Genomic DNA, 17,293 nt, shown 5'->3' on the forward strand with positions numbered 1-17,293 from the left:
GGAATGCAACGTGAATCTGGACGAGCTCGTCATCTATGTCTGGGAAGGCCAGGCCGATATCGCCGAGCGGGTGGAGCGCTGCGTGCTCAACCTGGGCGTGGACGTGGTGCGCGCCGACGGGCTGACCCTGCCCGCCGACACCAGCGAGCTGGGCAATGCGATTGCCGTGGTCAGCGTCTCGGTGCTGGAGGGCGCGCGCTTCACGCGCCAGGGCGTGGAGGGCACTTTCGGCATGCCCGTGCTGTGGGTCAGCGCCAAGCAGCGCGACGCCAACGCCGGCACCTATGCCATGGAGTACTCGCATGTGCTGCCCTTCGACTTCACGGGGGCCGAGCTGCGCGCCATGCTGGTGCGCATCCTGCGGCGCATGCAGAGCAACCAGCGCCAGGTGCAGCGCTCGGAGGACATCATCGCCGTGGCCGACTGCATGCAGCGCCTGCTGCGCGACGTGGACACCTTTGCCGACTGCGAGCACAGCGTGCTCATCATCGGCGAGACCGGCGTGGGCAAGGAACGCATTGCCGAGCGGCTGCACGAGCGCAACAACCGCTACGGCCAGGGCCCCTTCGTGGTGGTCAACTGCGGCGCCATCCCGGACGGGCTGTTCGAGTCCCTGTTCTTCGGCCACGCCAAGGGCTCGTTCACGGGCGCGGTGAATGCCCACAAGGGCTATCTGGAGCAGGCCAACGGCGGCACGCTGTTCCTGGACGAGATCGCGGACCTGCCGCTGTACCAGCAGGTCAAGCTGCTGCGCGTGCTGGAAGAGCGCGCCATCACGCGGCTGGGCTCGGCCGCCGCCGTGCGGCTGGACTTCCGGCTGGTGGCGGCCACCAACAAGCCGCTGCGCGGGCTGGTGCGCGAGGGGCGCTTCCGTGCCGACCTGTTCTTCCGCCTGGCCGTGATCGAGCTGCAGATTCCCAGCCTGGAGGAGCGCGGCGAGGCCGACAAGCTGGCCATCTTCCACGCCATCCTGCGCAAGGTGGTGGGCGAGGCCACGATGAAGGAGCTGGGCGAGGCGCCCTTCTTCATCCTCGACGCCGTGGCCCAGATGTACTTCCCCGGCAATGTGCGCGAGCTGCGCAACCTGGCCGAGCGCATCGGCGTGGCCGCCCGCCAGACGCGCGACTGGAACGCCGACGGCGCCACGCAGCGCATCCTGCAGCACGCCCAGGCCCTGTCGGCCACCACCTTCCCGCCGGACGCCAGCGCCGCCGAGCCCCTGCTGGCCGACCGCAGCAACTGGGACATGGACGAGCGCAACCGCATCATCGCGGCGCTCAACACCAACGACTGGAAGCGCCAGAACACGGCCCAGCACCTGGGCATCAGCCGCAAGGTGCTCTGGGAAAAGATGCGCAAGTACCAGATCAGCGACGGCGAGCCCGAAGTGCCCGTGCCGGGCTGAGCACGCCCTCCGACACATCCCCTTCCCCCCACGCCATGGAGACTTCCACGAACATGCAGGACAAGCCGGTCATCATCTTCGTCAGCGCCGTCTACCCCAGCCAGTACAGCCTGCTGTGCAGCCACCTTCGCGCCAGCGGCGCGGCCGACAGCTGGTTCATGACCATGCCCGGCCATGCCGAGAACTACGCCAGCCAGTGCGACCACCTGCTGTCGTTCCGGCCCGATGGCGACATCGTCGGCCCGCAAAGCTACTACTACTCCAGCAAGGTGGAGCGCTCGGCACGCATAGGCCGCGGCCTGCTGCAGGGCCTGCAGGCCTTCGAGAAGGAAAAGGGCAAGCGCATCGACGTGGTGGTCGCCCACTCGCTGTGGGCCGCGCCCAACCTGCTGTACGGCGAGATCGATGCCGCCATCGTCAGCTACATCGAGTTCCCCAGCTACCGCGTGCACGGCAACGAGCCCGACTACCCGCCCGACCTGTCCCAGCGCCTGGCCGACCGCAACATGGAAATGCTGCACTACCACCAGGTGCTGTGCAGCGACCTGACCATCACGCCCAGCGCCCATGCGCGCTCGCTGTTCCCGCCGCTGCTGCAGGAGCGCGTGGCCGTGCAGTTCGAGGGCTTCGACATCCAGGCGCCCGACGAGCAGGCCGAGCCGCCGCCGCGCCAGGACACGCGCTTCACCGTGGCCTTCTCATCGCGCGACCTGTCCAGCTCCAAGGGCTTCGAGACCTTCATGCGCCTGGTCGATCGACTGGTGCGCGAGGGCGATGGCCAGCAGATGCGCTTCATCGCCCTGGGCGACCCCACGGCCGTGACCTACGGTTACGAACAGCAATGGGTGGAGCGCCGCTACCAGGGCAAGGTGGCCAGTTTCCGCGACCATCTTCTGCAGATCCACCCGGCCGCCCAGGTGGTGGAGTTCCCGGGCAAGCTGCCGTATGACGAGTTCGCGCGCACGCTGGCCTCGGTGGACCTGTTCCTCTACCCGCTGCGCTACGGCGTGGCCAACTGGGGATTGATGGAGATCCTGGCGCGCGGCGGCTGCGTGATCGGATCGAACTGGGGCTTTGTGCCGGAGCTGGTGCAAAACGATGTCAACGGCCTGCTGCTGCCCGACAGCGACGACGCCTGGATAGGCGCCATCCGCCAGCTGCGCGACGACCCGGCCCGGCGCCAGCGCTACGGCCGGGCCGCGCGCGAGACGGGCAAGCGCTTTCACATCTCCAACGTGGCTCCGCGCTTCATGGACCTGTTCCGCCTGGCCATGGCGCGGCGCAAGGCCGCCCCGCTGATGCTGGAGTGAGGTGCCGCACCGGCCCGGGCCAGGCCCGGGATCGGTCCAGGCCTCAGGCCCGCGCCTGCAGGAAAAATCCCGTGCCCATGCCGGCCTCGGCGGCCGACACCTCGGCTCCACCAGACACGGTGGAGGCCGCCACAAGAGCAGACATGCGCTCCATGCCGCTCCAGCTCAGGGCCATGTCCAGCTCGTCGCCGTCCTGCACCTCGGTCGCCTCCAGCACCTCCAGCACGTCTTCCACGCGCACCACCTGGTCCAGCAGGCCATGCAGCGAGGGCCGGGCGATGAAGAAGCCCTGCGCGCCATGGGCCCCCGCCAGCGCCACGGCCTCCAGGCCCTGGGCGGACTCGATGCCTTCCACGATCACGCAGGCGCCCCGGTCGGCGCACAGGCTGACCAGGCCCTGCATCATCCGGGCCGAAGGCCGGGCCTGCAGGCTCTGGTCCAGCACGGACTTGTCGATCTTGACGATGTTGGCGCGCAGCTTGCCCAGAATGTCCAGGCCGCCGCGCCGGGGCACGATGTCGTCCAGAGCCACGCGCACGCCCAGGATCTGCAGGTGCCGCACAAGGCCCAGCGCGGCCTTCTCGCAGGGGAAGGCGCCGGTCTCGGTGATCTCCAGCACCAGGCGCTGGGCGATCTCGGGCCGGTCCTCCAGGTAGTCGAACACGCCATCCCACCAGGCGTCGTCGCAGAACGAGGCGGCCGACAGATTGCAGCCCAGGCTGTGGCCGGTCTTCATCTCCAGCGCGCCTATCACCGACCACAGCACGCTGCGGTCCAGCCGCGCGGCCAGGCCCAGGCGCTCCAGCGCCTCGATGGCATGGGGCACGGCGTAGTTGTCGTAGGCAGAGAACACGCTGCGGCGCAGCAGGCATTCGTGGTAGAGCGTGCGGCCCGCGCCGGCCCCACTGCCCCCGCCTGCCATGCCTGCGGGCTCCAGCAGCGTCACGGGCTGGAATGCCAGCGCCAGGTGGCCCAGCCGCAGATCGTCCAGCAGGCGGCCCGCCAACTGCATGTCGGCCTGGTAGGCCTTGATCAGCCTGGGGTGCATCCTGCGCACCGCCATGTCCTGGACGCCCGCCGTGGCGTGGCCCTTGCCGCGTATCTCATGCAGGCCCGTCAGGGAGACGCAGCCCAGCGCCTGCACCTCGGCGCGCAGATAGGCCTGGCGCGCGCCGTCCACCACCGGGTCGCGCACCAGGGCGGACTCCAGCGCATGCATCCAGCCATGCCGGGCCTGATTGCCGGGCAGCACCGTGTCAGCCATCGTGCGGGGATCGAACCCCCGAACCAGCACCGTGTCGCCCGCACGCTCCAACGATTCGGCATCGATGCCCAGGCCCGTGAGCCGCTCCACGCAGGCCCGCATGGCCTCGTCGCAGAAGCCGTTGCCGTAGACGCTGCGCCAGGTCTGCAGGGGCGACAGCCAGATGGCCAGGTCCACGGGGGTGTCGCCGGGCGGAGCTTCGATGATGTCGTCGTGCATGGTGTGCTCCTTCATTCAACGGCCTGCAATGGGTTGTGAATAGCAGTGAAATCCGATCGCCCTGCGCCCCCGGCCGGACGGCCCGCCGCCGAGCACGCCGGCATCCACGGCCGACAGCGCCAGGTCCACATGGCCGGCCACCAGGTCAAAGACCACCGAGCAGGCATCCGCCTTGCGGCTGAAATACGCCAGCGTGGCGTCCGTGCCACCTGCGAAGCTGCCCAGCAGCGCCTGCCCGTCCTGCTCCTGGAACACGGCCTGCGCGCCGCCCTGCTGGGGCACGATGACGCGGTCGCCCTGCTGCAGCACGGCGCCGGCCTGGGCCGCGATCACATCGTTGCGCCGCACGATGCGCACGCCCTCGCTCACGCGCGTGAGCATTGCCACCGGTGCCATCTGTGCATGCGTGCCTCCATCACCGGCCTCGCGCGCAGAGGCAAAGCCAGAAGCGCGCGGCACTGCCGCAGACGCAAACGAGGCGGGCACGTTCAACGGCTTGCTGCGCGCCCTGTCCGGGTGGGCGCGCAGTCGCGGCAGGGGCACGCCTGCAAACGACAACGAGACAGCGGCCATGGTTTCTCCTCCGAAAGACTGCGATCGATGGGGCGGGTGGCGCAGCGCCCGGTTTTCCAGACACTGCGACAAGCTTTTTGCATCCTGTTGCAACAAGCGTGCCATGGGCCTGGACGTCTTCATCCAACGCAAATCCATCTGTAACCTATTGATTTATTTGGACACCCACGCACAGCCGCCGCCATGTCACCCCGCAGCGTTACGGGCGATGTCACGTAACGCCGGCGCGCCACGGCGTTACTTTCACAGCGGCCGCGCAGGGCGGCGCGGCCCTGGCTGCCAGGCGCGGACCCCCTTTCGGTGTATGTTCCAGCGCATCACTTCAGGAGCCGGCCCTGTCCCCGCAAAAGTCCATCCAACGGGATCTGGTGATCCTCTGGCTCACCATCTCGGCCGTCGCCCTGGTGCTGGCGTGGCTGCTGCTGCTGCTGAGCCGGCAGGGCACCGACCAGCAGGTTTCCCGCGCCCGCGACGCCGCAGGCGTCAGCTGCAGCGCACTGCAGGCCGGGGCCGCGCGCATGGGGCTGGCGGGGCTGATGGCGGACACGCCCAGCGCACAGGCCCGGTCCGCCGCGCAGGCCGTGCTGGACCTGGCGCTGCGCGAGCGCCCCGGCATGGAAGGCGGCTTCTGGCGCGAGGGCCCCGGCGTGGTGGCCTATGCCTTTCCCACCTACGACGGCTCGGGCATCAAGCGCGATGCGCCCAGTGCGGAGATGGAGCGCATCACTTCCACCGCCCAGCGCGCGCGGGACAGCGCAGGCCTGGTGACCGACCTGCGCCCCGGCCTGCGCGAGGCGGTGGTCTTTGCGGCCTGCCCGGCCCAGGCGGACGCACCCGGGCTGGTGGCCTGGACACTGATGCGCGTTCCCCTGATCAGCGCCGACGTGGTCAACCCCCTCATCCTTGCCGTCAGCCTGCTGCTGGGCATGGTCCTGGTCTCGGGCCTGTGGCTGGGCAGAATGCTACGGCGCTGGCAGCGGCAGTCGGCACAGATGGAGCAGAAACTGCTCAGTGCCGAACGGCTGGCCACCCTGGGCCGGCTGTCCGCAGGCCTGGCGCACGAGATCCGCAACCCGCTGGGCACCATGCGCATGAAGGCCGAGACCGCGCTGGCAGCGCCCGCGCCACTGCGCGAAGCGCGCAGCCAGGGCGCCCTGGAGGCCGTGCTGGCCCAGACCGCGCGCCTGGAAGACCTGGTATCGAGCCTGCTGGCCTTGACCCAGCCCTTCCGGGTGCAATCGGAGCCCGTGGACCTGCAGCAGTTGCTGGACGAAAGGCTGCAGGCACATGCCGAGCTGGCCCAGGCCAGGGGCGTGCAACTGGCAACGGCAGTGTCCGCCGGCCTTGCCCGGGACCTGCAGGATGGGCGCCGCCCGCTGCTGGACCCCGTGCAGATGGCCAGGGCGCTGGACAATCTGCTGCTCAACGCACTGGCGCACACGGCGGCCGGCGGCCGGGTGGAACTGGGCGCAGACCGCAGCGGCACCACCGTTTCCCACCGCAACAGCCCGCTGCAACTGTGGGTGGCAGATGACGGCACGGGCATTGCGCCCGAGCTGCGCGACACGCTGTTCGAGCCCTTCACCACCGCGCGCCCCGGCGGCACCGGGCTGGGTTTGGCGCTGGTGCGCGAAATCGTGCTGGCCCATGGCGGCCGCATCGCGCTGGGCAAGACAACACAAGGCACACGCATAGAAATGGAATTTCCATGGCCCGCATCCTGATCGTTGACGATGACACGGCCTTCCGCGAAAGCCTGGCCGAGATGCTGGGCGACCTGGGCCACGCGGTCAGCGCGGCGCCCACGGTGGCGACGGGACTGCAGGTGCTTCAGGCCGGTTCGGTGGATGTGGCCATCGTCGATCTGCGCATGCCCGGCGAGGACGGGCTGGCCTTCCTGCGCAAGGCCCGCGGCCTCTCGCGGGCGCCCTGCATCATGCTCACGGCCTATGCCAGCGGCAGCAACACCATCGAGGCCATGCGCCTGGGCGCCTTCGACCACCTGACCAAGCCCATTGCCAGAACCTCGCTGGTCGAGGTGCTGGAGCGCGCCTTGCTCAGTGCCGGCCAGGCCGGCAGCCCCGAGAACGTGGCACAGAATCCGGCGCAGAACCCGGAGCCGGAAGGCGATGAAGCCGAACTGGTCAGCGGCAGCGAGGCCATGCGGCAGGTCTTCAAGCGCATCGGCCTGGCGGCGGACAGCGACGCCACCGTGCTGGTGCTGGGGGAGACCGGCACGGGCAAGGAACTGGTGGCGCGGGCGCTGCACCGCAACAGCGCCCGGGCGGAGCGCCCCTTCGTGGCCGTCAACTGCGCGGCCATTCCGGCTGACCTGATGGAAAGCGAACTCTTCGGCCATGTGAAGGGCGCCTTCACGGGCGCCGTCAGCGACCGCGCCGGGCGCTTTCGCGAGGCGCAGGGCGGCACGCTGTTCCTCGATGAAGTGGGCGACATGCCGCTGCCCACGCAAGCCAAGATCCTCAGGGCGCTGCAGGAGCGCGAGATCACGCCCGTGGGCGCCAGCCGGGCGCTGCCCGTGAACGTGCGCATCATCGCCGCCACGCACCGCGACCTGCCCGCCGCCGTCAAGGACGGTCGCTTTCGCGAGGATCTCTGGTACCGGCTCCAGGTCGTGCCCGTGCACCTGCCGCCGCTGCGCGAGCGCCTGGGCGACGTGCTGCTGCTGGCCGAGCATTTCCTGCGCCAAGGCGGCGGCGCCTCGCCCAAGCGCCTGGGTGCCGACGCCGCGCGCCTGCTGCTGGCGCACGACTGGCCCGGCAACGTGCGCGAGCTGCGCAACGCCATGGAGCGCGCGGCCCTGCTGTGCCCCGGGCCGGTCATCGGGGCCGAGCACATCGGCCTGCAGCCTGCAGCGGCGCACGGGCCCGCCATCGACTGGAACGGCCCGCTGGCCGCCGCCGTCGCCCAGCTGGAGCGCGAAATGGTCACGCGTGCCCTGGCCGCCGCCACGGGCAACCGTGCCGAGGCCGCGCGCCGCCTGGGCCTGTCGCGCCAGCAGCTGTACCGCAAGCTGGCGGAGTTCGGGCTGGGCTGAGGCCGCAATGGGCGCACGGACGCACGGACGGCACCGCATGTGTCCGATACGGTGACACCGGCTGTCTCCACATCGGACACCGGGCCCACAGCATCCGCTGCAAGCCCTTGATTTCATGAGAATTCCTGATGGCATGGCACTTGCATTGACGGATGCGTGTCCATCGCCAACCAAGGAGCCCTCATGTCCCGATTTGTTCTTTCCTCCGCCGTTCTGTGGCTGGGTTCCAGCGCATTGAATGCGCATGCCGTGCCGCCCGGCGCCTTCGCCCCTTCAGGCCCTGCAGCCCCTGCAGGGCCTGGCGCGCCGCACGCACAGGCCGTGCTCGAAAGCGCCGTCGCCCGGCTGCTGACCAATCCGTATGGAGAGGTGGACGGCCTGCGCCTAACCGACGGCACGGTGGTCCGGTTCCCGCCGCATATGTCCGACGCGCTCACGGCAGCCGTGAAGGTGGGCGACACGGTGCGCATCATCGGCCGCAGCGAAGCCGGTGGTGCGGTCAAGGCGGATGCCATCGTGAACTCGGCCAGCGGCCAGACCGTGTACGACCAGCCGCCCGCCCGCGACGGCGCGCGCCCCATGCCGCCGCACCTGCGCATGGCCGGCCTGCAGACGCAGCAGGCCCAGGGCCGCATTGACGTGGTCCTCACCGGCCCGCGCGGTGATGCCAACGGCGTCATCCTGTCCGACGGCGCCATCGTGCGCTTTGCCCCCCATGCGCTGCAGCAGCCGCTGCAGCCGGGGCAGCTGTTTGCCGCCTCGGGCCTGGGCACGCGCAACGCGCACGGCACCTCGCTGGAGGCCACCAGCATGGGTGCCAGCCTGTCGGACCTGCAGCCGCTGTACGACCGCGCGCGCTGACACCACCGCCCGGTCCCCGGGGCCGGGCGGGCTCCTGCCCCTTCCTGCTGTTCTGCTTTCCTGCTTTCCTGCTTTCCCGCTTTCCCGCCTTCACCGAACCCCGCCATGTCCCCCAAGATCGCCCCCGTCCTGCTGCTGCTGATCTCCAACGTCTTCATGACCTTCGCCTGGTACGGGCACCTGAAGTTCGAGAACCGGCCGCTGTACCTCGTCATCCTGGTGAGCTGGCTGATCGCGCTGGCCGAGTACTGCTTTGCCGTGCCCGCCAACCGGCTCGGCCATGAGGTCTACAGCGCGGCCGAGCTCAAGACCATCCAGGAGGTGATCACGCTGGTGGTGTTCGCCGTCTTCTCCGTGCTCTACCTGGGCGAGAAGCTCACTCTCAACCACCTGGTGGGCTTCGGCTTCATCTGCCTGGGCGCCTTCTTCGTGTTCAAGGGCCCCCTGCGCTGAAGGAAGCCGCCATGCACCGCACACACCACCATGCGCGGCGCTGGCTGCCCGGACTCAATTTCTTCCTGGCCGATGTGCGCGACGGCCTGGGCCCCTTCCTGGGCGTGTTCCTGCTCGCCCAGGGCTGGCGGCTGGACGACATCGGCTACGTCATGGCCCTGGGCGGCATCGCGGGCATGCTGGCCACCACGCCGCTGGGCGCGCTGGTCGATGCCTCGCGCCGCAAGCGCAGGCTGCTGGCCGCGGCCATCGCCCTGCTGCTGGCGGGCAACCTGGCCATCTGGATCGCACCGTCGCTGGCCGTGACGGCGGCATCGCAGGTCATCACCGGCGTGGTCGCGGCCCTGATCGCCCCCTGCCTGCTGGGCATCACGCTGCAGATCACCGGCCACGCGGACCTGCCCCGGCAGCTGGGCATCAACGAAGCCTGGAACCACGCCGGCAACGTGGCCACGGCCGCACTGGCGGGGGCCATGGGCCTGCGCTGGGGACTGCCTTCCGTCTTCGTGCTCATGGCCCTGATGGGCTGCGCCTCGCTGGCCTGCCTGGCGCTGATGCGGCTGGATGAAACTCCGCAAGGCACGCCGCCCCAAGAGCAGGCCGGGCCTTGCGCACCCGGCCTGCTGCACGTGCTCACGGGCACGCCGGCGCTGCGGGTGCTGGCCGTGGCCATGCTGCTGTTTCACCTGGGCAATGCCGCCATGCTGCCGCTGCTGGGCCAGGCTGCCGTGGCGCGCGGCCATGCCAATCCCAGCGGCTTCACGGCGCTGACCATCATCGTGGCGCAACTGGTCATGATCCCCATGGCCCTGCTCGCCGGGCGCCACGCCCAGCGCAGCGGCTACTGGCTGCTGGTCAAGGCGGCGTTGCTGTCGCTGCCGCTGCGCGGCCTGGTTGCCGCCACCTGGGATTCGGACTGGGCGCTGATTCCCGTGCAGGTGCTCGACGGCGTGGGCGCGGGGCTGCTGGGCGTTGCCCTGCCAGGCCTGGTCGCGCAGACGCTGCGCGGCACCGGCCACGTCAACGCGGGCCTGGGCGCCGTGATGACGCTGCAGGGCCTGGGCGCGGCCGCCAGCCCGGCACTGGCGGGCTGGATTGCGCAGCGCTTCGGCTTTGATGCGGCCTTTCTTTCGCTGGGCGGCATCGCGGTGCTGGCCCTGGCGCTGTGCTGGTTCGGCGCGCCTGCCGAACCAAGGGCTGCCCACCTCCAGCCCAAGACCTGACATCGGGCCATGCGCGGCCCGCTTTCAGGGCATCTGGAAACATTTGGGGGCCTGGAAACATAGGAGAATTCCTAGGACCCGAATCAGAACCCGCGCCATCGCGGACTTGCCTCCCAGCGGCCAGCGCCTGCCGCCCCCGAATGACTGTCAAGAACAAGAAGCCTTCCGCGCGCAAGCGCAGTTCCTCCCCCGCCTCCAAGAAGAAAGCCTCCGGCCGCAGCGGCCGCAGCGGACTGTGGCGCTCCATGCTCGCCGCCCTTGTGGCGGCAGCGGGCACCTTCCAGATCGCCAGTTGCAGCCTGGACCCGAACTGGCACCCCAAGCTTCCCGAGCCGCCTTTCCTGTCCACCCTGCCCATCCCGGGGCTGGAGCACCTGCGCAAGCAGCCGGAGACAGGTTCGGGCACGGCCTCCGGTGGCGGCAGCCCGCCAGCCGGCAGCATGGCCACGGGCTTTTCGCACTGCCGCGACTTCTTCCCCGGTGGCGAGCCCCCGGCCCTGCAGATCCAGCCCCAGCAGCGCGAGCTGTGCTTCAGCGCCTTTGCCGTGCTGCACAGCGGCCAGACCAAGACGCCCGTCTTCGTGGTGGAGCGCCTGAACCGCAAACTGCTGGACCAGGGCCAGGGCCTCAAGCGCAGCGACAAGTTCTATGCCGATGCCCGCCTGCCCCGCGCCGAGCGCGCCGAACTGGACGACTACCGCCGCTCCGGCTACTCGCGCGGACACATGGCGCCGGCCGGCGACATGTACTCGCCCGAGGCCATGGCCCAGAGCTTCAGCCTGGCCAACATGGTTCCGCAGGACCAGACCCACAACGGCGGCGTCTGGAGCAAGGTCGAGCAGGACACGCGCCGCTACGCCCAGCGCGCCCAGGGCGATGTCTATGTGTTCACCGGGCCGGTGTTCGACGGCCAGCCGCTCACCATCGGGCCGGGCAAGGTCCATGTGCCCAGCCACATTTTCAAGCTGGTCTACGACGCGAGCACGGGGCGTGCCTGGGCGCACTGGCAGGCCAACAGTCCGGATACGCGGATGAGTGCGCCGATCAGTTATGAGGAGTTCACTCGGAGGACGGGGATGCCGTTGTTGGCTGGGGTGATGAGGGGGCGGGGTTAGCCTTCTGGCGTGGGCCAGGGGGCTGTTTCTTGCCCCTGCCGGGGGGTTGTTTTTCGAGGCCGGGTCTCGGCCCGGCGGCCGACCTACCTTTCTTTGATTCGTCAAAGAAACGTAGGCCAAAGAAAGACGACCCGAATGTCCGCGACCCCTTCGCTTCGCTACGGGGCAACCTGCGTCGTGGCGGTTGCGGGGTTCGCCGTGAAACTCACTTCGCGCTGCGCGCTACGTTCAGACATCACGGCGAGTCAGATCACAAAGCAAGCCTGTCCTTCGGCAGGCTTGCAACCCCGCAACCGCCACGCCGCAGGCGCGGACATACGGGAGTGGGGAGAAAGGCAGCCGCTCGCTGGCGCTGTGGCTCAGGGGGTTACTGTGCGCCGGTCCAGAACCTTGTCTATCAGGCCCCATTCGCGGGCCTCTTCTGCGGTCATGAAGCGGTCGCGGTCCAGGTCGCGTTCCACCTCTTCGTAGCTGCGGCCGCAGTGCTGGGCGTACAGACGTGTCACGCGGTCCTTGGTGCGCAGCATTTCCTCGGCATGGATGCGGATGTCGGAGGCCTGGCCCTGCACGCCGCCCAGCGGCTGGTGCACGTGCAGGCTGGCGTTGGGCAGGGCCATGCGGTGTCCGGGCTCGCCGGCCATGAGCAGGAAGGAGCCCATGGACCGCGCCGTGCCCATGCACAGCGTGTGCACGGGTGACTTGATGAACTGCATGGTGTCGTACATGGCCAGGCCGCTGGTGATCACCCCGCCCGGCGAGTTGATGTAGAGGTGAATGGGCTTGTCCGGGTTCTCCGCCTCCAGGAACAGCAGTTGCGCGCAGACCAGGGCAGAGACCGCATCGTTGACCTCGCCGTTGAGAAAGATCACGCGGTCGCGCAGCAGGCGCGAGTAGATGTCGAAGGACCGCTCTCCGCGCGCCGACTGTTCGACAACCATGGGGACGAGCATCATCGATTCGCGCATGGGCGAACTCCTGTGTGTGGTGGTGAAAAAGAAAGGGCTGCGGCCCTGCGCCGCATGCCCCGTTGCCGGGCCCTCAGGTCGCGTACATCAGGAAGCCGCCGTCGTTGGCCGCTTCCCTGGCGGGCTGCACCCGCGCATCGGTCAGCACATGGACGATGCGCAGCAGCGTGCCGCCATCGGCGCCGGGGCTGATCTGCAGGTCCACCGTGCTTTCAAGAAAGGGCGGATCCGCCTCGCGCAGCCGCAGGCGCAGTTCCTGCTGCGGCACCTGCCGCAAAGGCTCGGCATGCTCGGTGCCCGGCAGCCACTGCGCGCGCAGCTCGGGAATGCTCAGCGCGCGCCAGACCTTCTCGGGCGGGGCGTCCAGCGCGTACTCCTGCACCAGCTCGCGGGCCGCATCGTCGGTGTCCATATTGCTCATCTTGTTCATTGGTCCATGTCCTTGAGCAGGCCCTTGAGGGCATCCACGCATTGCGGCCAGTAGGCGCGGTACTTCGCCAGCCAGCCCGCAATCAGCGCCAGCCCTTCGGGATCGACCTCGTAATGCATGAAGCGCCCCTGCCGCTGCTCGCTCACCAGCCCCGCGTTGCGCAGCACCGCCAGATGCTGGGACATGGCCGACTGGCTGATCCCCATCCCCTCGCGCAGCGCGCTGGCATGCATGCTGCCAGCGGCCAGCTTCTCGAAGATGGAGCGGCGCGTAGGGTCGGCCAGGGCCTTGAAGATGTCGTTCTCGGGCATGGCGACACTTTAGCAACCACTTATTTCAAACGCAAGCCCCGCACGCCAATCCCGCCGCCACGCCCTCATCCGCAAACCGCTTGGCCGCCTTGAGCAGATAGCTCACGGCATAGAGGATGGGGTCGTCGGCCTCATCCCCATTCAGATGGTCCACCACCTCGATGGCATAGCCCAGATTCACCGCCGTGTCGTGCAGCAGGCCCAGCAATTCCTTGTCCTGCGGCTCCAGCGACTGCGCCTGATCGGCCTTCACGTAGTAGATGCGCAGCAGGTCCCGGCAGACGCAATTGATGGCAGTGATGTTGTGGCGAGCGTGCAGGTCCAGCACATCCAGCGCGGCGCCCATGTGCAGGACGGCGTCGATGGCGAGGTCGTCGAGCCGAGGCTTGGCAGAAGCAGCCGATGAAGGATCGGGATGATGAGGCATCCTGCGATGCTCGTTGAATCGGAGAAGAGCGTCTCTACGGAATTCGTAGAACGGAAGGCAAGCTGGGATGTGGCCGAGCGGCAGGGGTGAATGTTCCGTCAAGACCAAGTATTGGGCAAATGGTTGGGCAGCGCGGAGGCTGTCAGGCCCACTTAGACGGATGAGTACATTGCCTTTAGTGCGATGAGAATGGCGGCCGATGAGTCGACGCTCGGCCACTGATGGCCAGAAGCGATAATCGGTGACCGTGACACGTTACAGCGACTCCAGTTCGCAACCAACTTCCCCGCACAACTAGCGGCACCTTTGTTATGCACTTCAGCTTTCGTCTTGTCTTCATTGCAGTTCTAGGGGTTGGCCTTGTCGGTTGTGCAACTTCACCACCTGAGATGGAAGGACTTGCGCAGGCCGATGGAAGCAAGTCGTTCGTCATATCTCAACGTCATCTTTTCAAGACAGGCACATCTGGTATGCCAGGATTTCTGCGCGGCTCCGAAGAGATTGCGCTCCTGCCTGGTCGATACATCGCCAAGCATCAGAACGGACTTGGCACCTACTATCTCGGCCCGAATCCAGCACTCGTAGAGCGCGTCAATAGCTGGGTATGGAAGGAGCCCAACTTCCTGCTCCAGCACGCAGGCGGGATTTGGATACCCGCAACCGGTCAGACCAAGCCAAAGCTATGGTTCTATCCCGGATCGTTCTCGCCCGTCGAAGGTGGATCCCGCCAAGCGAACGGAAACATTGCTGGAGATATCGCCACGAGGAATGTCGCTCAGGGCACAGTGCCAGCCATGAGTCCAGCACAGGCTGGCATAGGGGCTGGAGTTGCGGCTGGGTTGATCGGGGCCATTATCGAATCAAGCGAGAAATCGCCAGTGCTGACGAATAACGAGCTCGTAGACGTTGAACTCTTGAAGAGCATCGACAACCAAGTTTCTTTGAGTAAACAGTAAACGTTAGTCAAGCAAGTCACGCCCGGAAAAACACGCTGCTTGCAATGGCAGCGTTGTTCATTCAATGTTCTGTGCTGGCCAGGAAGGGAGGGAATCTCGAAGCCCTAGCACTACATCGACCTCGCGCAAGCAGCCCGAACACGGTGACCGGTCCCCGAGCAAATTGAACGACTGCTTCGGACCAGCGCCGATGCCTGGTACGGGTGCACAGCAAGCGTTGACCAAGGCTCTGCAGATGGCTGCTGCGGGTCGCCAGCCGACTGGCCAGCAGTTCCAGGCTGGTTGCGATCTGTTAGCGATGCGCAACGAGCGACAGCCACCGAGCCTGAACCTGCCATAGCCTGCAAGCGCTATTCCTGCAGTAACAGCAACTGGCTACGGAGCAAGTTGCATCGAGAAATCCGAAAGCTGAATTGACATGTGCCCTCAGGAATTCATTGGGCCACCACATCCATGCACTCGATCGAGCAGTACATGGCCTTGCAAGCCAAGCACGACCAAGCGGACCGTGCCATCCGCAACAAGGCATTCGAAGCCGAATATGGCGAGTGGATCGCGGCTCAGAACGCTCGCGTTGAAGTCCAGGGCTTCCCCGGTGCCGACCTGCGTCCGTGGTGAGTCTGGGTGGCGCAGTACATCGCATCGGCCGCACAGGCCACGCCGGTCATAAAGGCTTGGCTCTGAGTCTTGCGACGACGGACGACACGGGCTCGGTCGGGAACATCGAACAGATGCGGAGCCCCCGAACATCCTGTCCAGCGGCTACAAGCGGAGCATCGACTTTGTCTGCACGGCATTGACGGAAATGCCTCACTGCCACAGGATTTTTGCCACAGCATCGTTGGACCTTCCGCAACCTACCCGAGAGGTACCCCATGGCTGAACAAGCGACCCAGGACAAGCAACCTCAACCTGATCCAGCCGAGTTCAATGCGTTCTTTCCATCCCGCTACTCGCTCAGTCAGTTCACGTCGCCCAAGTCCGACCTGCGGGATGCCGATTACGCGACAACCTATCAAGGAAGCAAGAAGATCCTGATGATCGGCGCGGACGAGCGCTACCTGCTGACCGACAACGGCAGCTTCTTTTCCACCGGCAACCATCCGGTCGAAACCTTGCTTCCCATGTACCACCTCGACAAGGCAGGCTTCGCCTTCGACGTGGCAACGGTTTCGGGAAACCCCGTCAAGTTCGAGTTCTGGGCCATGCCCTCCGAAGACGAGACGGTCAAGGGCTTCTTCGACAAATACCACCCGCAGTTCAAGCAGCCGTTGCGCCTGTCATCTGTGCTTGCGCAGGGCCTGGAGCAATATGCAGCCATCTTCGTGCCTGGCGGGCATGGCGCACTGATCGGCCTGCCCGACAGCCGTGACGTGGGTGCGGTGCTGGAATGGGCGGCGGCCCACAACCGGTTCGTCATCTCCCTGTGCCACGGCCCTGCCGCATTCCTCGCGGTTGGCGATAGCGACATCTACCGGGGCTACAAGATATGTGCCTTCCCCGACGCGCTCGACGCGCAGACCCCCGACATCGGCTACATGCCGGGTCACCTGACCTGGAAGTTCGGCGAAAGGCTCAAGGCCTTGGGAATCGAGATCGTGAACGATGGCATCTCGGGCGCGGTGCACCGGGACAGGCAGCTCATCACGGGCGACAGCCCGCTGGCTGGCAATGCGCTCGGCAAGCTTGCTGCCGAAACCTTGCTCGCGGAAGTCACGGCCTGAAGTAAACGTTTCCGTGTCGTGTTGTCAGCCGCAGCAAGGCGAAGTTCGACTCAGGGTCGTTCCCCTGGCGCCTTTTCCGCTGGCGGCTGCAGCCCGTCTGCCAGCGCCATACCCAGCGCGTCAATGACCGCCCGCACGCCCGGCACGTTGCGGCGGTCGCGGTGATAGGCCAGGTACACCGGGCAGGAAGGCAGTGGCGCGTCCACCTCCAGTCGCACCAGGCCGGGCACGGCATGGGCCATGGCGTCGGGCAGCAGGCAGATGCCCTGCCCTTGCTCCGTGGCCTCCTGGCGGGCCAGGTCGGAGCCGGATCGAAAGACGAACCGGGTGGCGCCCCGGCTGGCCAGCCACAGGTTGGAGGCGTCCTGCCGGCCGGTGGCCAGGTCCTGCCCCACGAAATCGTGGCTGGCGAAGTTCTGCACGCGCAGGTGGCGATCCGGCAGGCGCCGCTCGACATAGCCGTGCGAGGCGTACAGGCCAAACGTCAATTGCCCCGCCCATTTCTCCACCACCACGGCCGAACTGGAGCGCCCGACACGGAGCGCCACATCCACTTCGCGCCGCCCGACATCCGTGAAGCGCGACTCCACGGCCACTTCGATATGCAGCCCGGGATGCGCGCTTCTCAACTGCGAGAGCACGGCGGTCACGGGCTTCACGAAGCCCTCGCCCATGCTGACGCGGATGGTGCCGGTCAGCGCATGGGCCTTCTCATCGGGCCGGTCGTCGCGCTTGATGCCGCCCAATCCCAGTTCGAATTGCTCGGCCAGTCCCACCAGTTCCATCGCATCGGACTCGACCGTCGTCCCTGCGCTGCTGCGGTGAACCAGGGCGCGGCCCAGAGATTGCTCCAGCGCCTCGACGCGCCGCGCCACGGTGGAGGTGGACAGGCCCAGGGCAGCGCCTGCGGCAAGCAGGCTTTGGTGGCGGTGAAGCGCCAGGAGCACGCGCAGGTCATCCCAGGTGGTGGGCGGTTGGTTTTTCATGAATGCAAATCAGCTT

The 17,293-nt window shown here is 67.3% G+C and carries 18 protein-coding genes; 11 read left to right on the forward strand and 7 right to left on the reverse strand.

What is annotated here, in order from left to right:
- Positions 1-10 precede the first annotated feature (10 nt).
- Together IB269_RS09320 and IB269_RS09325 are read left to right on the forward strand one after the other, a co-directional pair.
- On the forward strand, positions 11-1,405 hold the full coding sequence (locus IB269_RS09320) for a sigma 54-interacting transcriptional regulator (RefSeq protein ID WP_097203222.1): 1,395 nt from the start codon (positions 11-13) through the stop codon (positions 1,403-1,405).
- Between the two features lie 53 nt (positions 1,406-1,458).
- Positions 1,459-2,715, forward strand: coding sequence for a glycosyltransferase (locus IB269_RS09325; protein ID WP_034391032.1), 1,257 nt, complete (start codon positions 1,459-1,461; stop codon positions 2,713-2,715).
- 43 nt (positions 2,716-2,758) lie between these two features.
- Here IB269_RS09325 and IB269_RS09330 read toward each other — a convergent pair whose 3' ends face one another.
- Both IB269_RS09330 and IB269_RS09335 read right to left on the reverse strand, forming a co-directional pair.
- Positions 2,759-4,198 carry an EAL domain-containing protein gene (locus IB269_RS09330; protein WP_192367014.1) on the reverse strand — a complete coding sequence of 480 codons (1,440 nt, stop codon included), beginning with the start codon at positions 4,196-4,198 and terminating at the stop codon, positions 2,759-2,761.
- 15 nt (positions 4,199-4,213) lie between these two features.
- The gene (locus tag IB269_RS09335) at positions 4,214-4,771 is read right to left on the reverse strand and encodes a hypothetical protein (protein WP_192367015.1); all 558 of its coding nucleotides are present in this window, start codon (positions 4,769-4,771) and stop codon (positions 4,214-4,216) included.
- 368 nt (positions 4,772-5,139) lie between these two features.
- Here IB269_RS09335 and IB269_RS09340 point away from each other — a divergent pair, with 368 nt between their 5' ends.
- From IB269_RS09340 to IB269_RS09365, 6 genes are all read left to right on the forward strand, one after another.
- A complete protein-coding gene (locus IB269_RS09340) occupies positions 5,140-6,495 on the forward strand; it encodes a HAMP domain-containing sensor histidine kinase (RefSeq protein WP_318652149.1) in 1,356 nt (451 codons plus the stop codon).
- Positions 6,480-7,826 (forward strand): sigma-54-dependent transcriptional regulator, encoded by a 1,347-nt coding sequence (locus IB269_RS09345; RefSeq protein ID WP_192367016.1) that lies wholly within the window; start codon positions 6,480-6,482, stop codon positions 7,824-7,826. Before IB269_RS09340 ends, IB269_RS09345 begins: the two co-directional genes overlap by 16 nt.
- A 183-nt stretch (positions 7,827-8,009) precedes the next feature.
- Entirely contained in the window at positions 8,010-8,687 is a 678-nt protein-coding gene (locus IB269_RS09350; RefSeq protein WP_192367017.1) for a hypothetical protein, read from the forward strand.
- 105 nt (positions 8,688-8,792) lie between these two features.
- Positions 8,793-9,140: a DMT family protein gene (locus tag IB269_RS09355; protein ID WP_012203978.1), complete on the forward strand. Its 348-nt coding sequence runs from the start codon at positions 8,793-8,795 to the stop codon at positions 9,138-9,140.
- Between the two features lie 11 nt (positions 9,141-9,151).
- A complete protein-coding gene (locus tag IB269_RS09360; protein WP_192367018.1) occupies positions 9,152-10,363 on the forward strand; it encodes an MFS transporter in 1,212 nt (403 codons plus the stop codon).
- Positions 10,364-10,503: 140 nt separating this feature from the next.
- Positions 10,504-11,478: a DNA/RNA non-specific endonuclease gene (locus tag IB269_RS09365; protein WP_192367019.1), complete on the forward strand. Its 975-nt coding sequence runs from the start codon at positions 10,504-10,506 to the stop codon at positions 11,476-11,478.
- Between the two features lie 359 nt (positions 11,479-11,837).
- Here the strand turns inward: IB269_RS09365 and IB269_RS09370 are convergent, their stop codons facing one another.
- The 4 genes from IB269_RS09370 to IB269_RS09385 all read right to left on the reverse strand — a co-directional run bounded on the left by IB269_RS09370 (position 11,838) and on the right by IB269_RS09385 (position 13,611).
- Complete coding sequence (locus IB269_RS09370; RefSeq protein ID WP_013803771.1) at positions 11,838-12,443, reverse strand: ATP-dependent Clp protease proteolytic subunit; 606 nt, start codon at positions 12,441-12,443, stop codon at positions 11,838-11,840.
- A 73-nt stretch (positions 12,444-12,516) separates the two neighbouring features.
- A complete protein-coding gene (locus IB269_RS09375; protein ID WP_192367020.1) occupies positions 12,517-12,873 on the reverse strand; it encodes an SRPBCC family protein in 357 nt (118 codons plus the stop codon).
- Positions 12,870-13,184: an ArsR/SmtB family transcription factor gene (locus tag IB269_RS09380; protein WP_192367021.1), complete on the reverse strand. Its 315-nt coding sequence runs from the start codon at positions 13,182-13,184 to the stop codon at positions 12,870-12,872. Before IB269_RS09380 ends, IB269_RS09375 begins: the two co-directional genes overlap by 4 nt.
- 25 nt (positions 13,185-13,209) lie before the next feature.
- Complete coding sequence (locus IB269_RS09385) at positions 13,210-13,611, reverse strand: hypothetical protein (protein ID WP_192367022.1); 402 nt, start codon at positions 13,609-13,611, stop codon at positions 13,210-13,212.
- 311 nt (positions 13,612-13,922) lie between these two features.
- Here IB269_RS09385 and IB269_RS09390 point away from each other — a divergent pair, with 311 nt between their 5' ends.
- From IB269_RS09390 to hchA, 3 genes are all read left to right on the forward strand, one after another.
- Complete coding sequence (locus IB269_RS09390) at positions 13,923-14,567, forward strand: hypothetical protein (RefSeq protein ID WP_225614070.1); 645 nt, start codon at positions 13,923-13,925, stop codon at positions 14,565-14,567.
- 453 nt (positions 14,568-15,020) lie between these two features.
- Entirely contained in the window at positions 15,021-15,185 is a 165-nt protein-coding gene (locus tag IB269_RS09395) for a hypothetical protein (RefSeq protein ID WP_192367024.1), read from the forward strand.
- Positions 15,186-15,442: 257 nt separating this feature from the next.
- On the forward strand, positions 15,443-16,291 hold the full coding sequence (hchA, locus tag IB269_RS09400; RefSeq protein ID WP_192367025.1) for a glyoxalase III HchA: 849 nt from the start codon (positions 15,443-15,445) through the stop codon (positions 16,289-16,291).
- Positions 16,292-16,341: 50 nt separating this feature from the next.
- On the opposite strand, the gene IB269_RS09405 is transcribed toward hchA, so the two are convergent.
- Entirely contained in the window at positions 16,342-17,277 is a 936-nt protein-coding gene (locus IB269_RS09405; RefSeq protein ID WP_192367026.1) for a LysR family transcriptional regulator, read from the reverse strand.
- Between the last annotated feature and the right edge of the window lie 16 nt (positions 17,278-17,293).

The sequence above is a fragment of the Delftia sp. DLF01 genome (assembly GCF_014852125.1).
Lineage (GTDB): Bacteria > Pseudomonadota > Gammaproteobacteria > Burkholderiales > Burkholderiaceae_C > Comamonas > Comamonas acidovorans.

Bases quoted from the DNA above. Each gene is read 5' to 3' on its own strand.
- IB269_RS09325 (WP_034391032.1), top strand. From the start codon at position 1,459: ATGCAGGACAAGCCGGTCATCATCTTCGTCAGCGCCGTCTACCCCAGC.
- IB269_RS09330 (WP_192367014.1), bottom strand. From the start codon at position 4,198: ATGCACGACGACATCATCGAAGCTCCGCCCGGCGACACCCCCGTGGAC.
- IB269_RS09335 (WP_192367015.1), bottom strand. From the start codon at position 4,771: ATGGCCGCTGTCTCGTTGTCGTTTGCAGGCGTGCCCCTGCCGCGACTG.
- IB269_RS09345 (WP_192367016.1), top strand. From the start codon at position 6,480: ATGGCCCGCATCCTGATCGTTGACGATGACACGGCCTTCCGCGAAAGC.
- IB269_RS09350 (WP_192367017.1), top strand. From the start codon at position 8,010: ATGTCCCGATTTGTTCTTTCCTCCGCCGTTCTGTGGCTGGGTTCCAGC.
- IB269_RS09355 (WP_012203978.1), top strand. From the start codon at position 8,793: ATGTCCCCCAAGATCGCCCCCGTCCTGCTGCTGCTGATCTCCAACGTC.
- IB269_RS09360 (WP_192367018.1), top strand. From the start codon at position 9,152: ATGCACCGCACACACCACCATGCGCGGCGCTGGCTGCCCGGACTCAAT.
- IB269_RS09365 (WP_192367019.1), top strand. From the start codon at position 10,504: ATGACTGTCAAGAACAAGAAGCCTTCCGCGCGCAAGCGCAGTTCCTCC.
- IB269_RS09370 (WP_013803771.1), bottom strand. From the start codon at position 12,443: ATGCGCGAATCGATGATGCTCGTCCCCATGGTTGTCGAACAGTCGGCG.
- IB269_RS09375 (WP_192367020.1), bottom strand. From the start codon at position 12,873: ATGAACAAGATGAGCAATATGGACACCGACGATGCGGCCCGCGAGCTG.
- IB269_RS09380 (WP_192367021.1), bottom strand. From the start codon at position 13,184: ATGCCCGAGAACGACATCTTCAAGGCCCTGGCCGACCCTACGCGCCGC.
- IB269_RS09385 (WP_192367022.1), bottom strand. From the start codon at position 13,611: ATGCCTCATCATCCCGATCCTTCATCGGCTGCTTCTGCCAAGCCTCGG.
- IB269_RS09390 (WP_225614070.1), top strand. From the start codon at position 13,923: ATGCACTTCAGCTTTCGTCTTGTCTTCATTGCAGTTCTAGGGGTTGGC.
- IB269_RS09395 (WP_192367024.1), top strand. From the start codon at position 15,021: ATGCACTCGATCGAGCAGTACATGGCCTTGCAAGCCAAGCACGACCAA.
- hchA (WP_192367025.1), top strand. From the start codon at position 15,443: ATGGCTGAACAAGCGACCCAGGACAAGCAACCTCAACCTGATCCAGCC.
- IB269_RS09405 (WP_192367026.1), bottom strand. From the start codon at position 17,277: ATGAAAAACCAACCGCCCACCACCTGGGATGACCTGCGCGTGCTCCTG.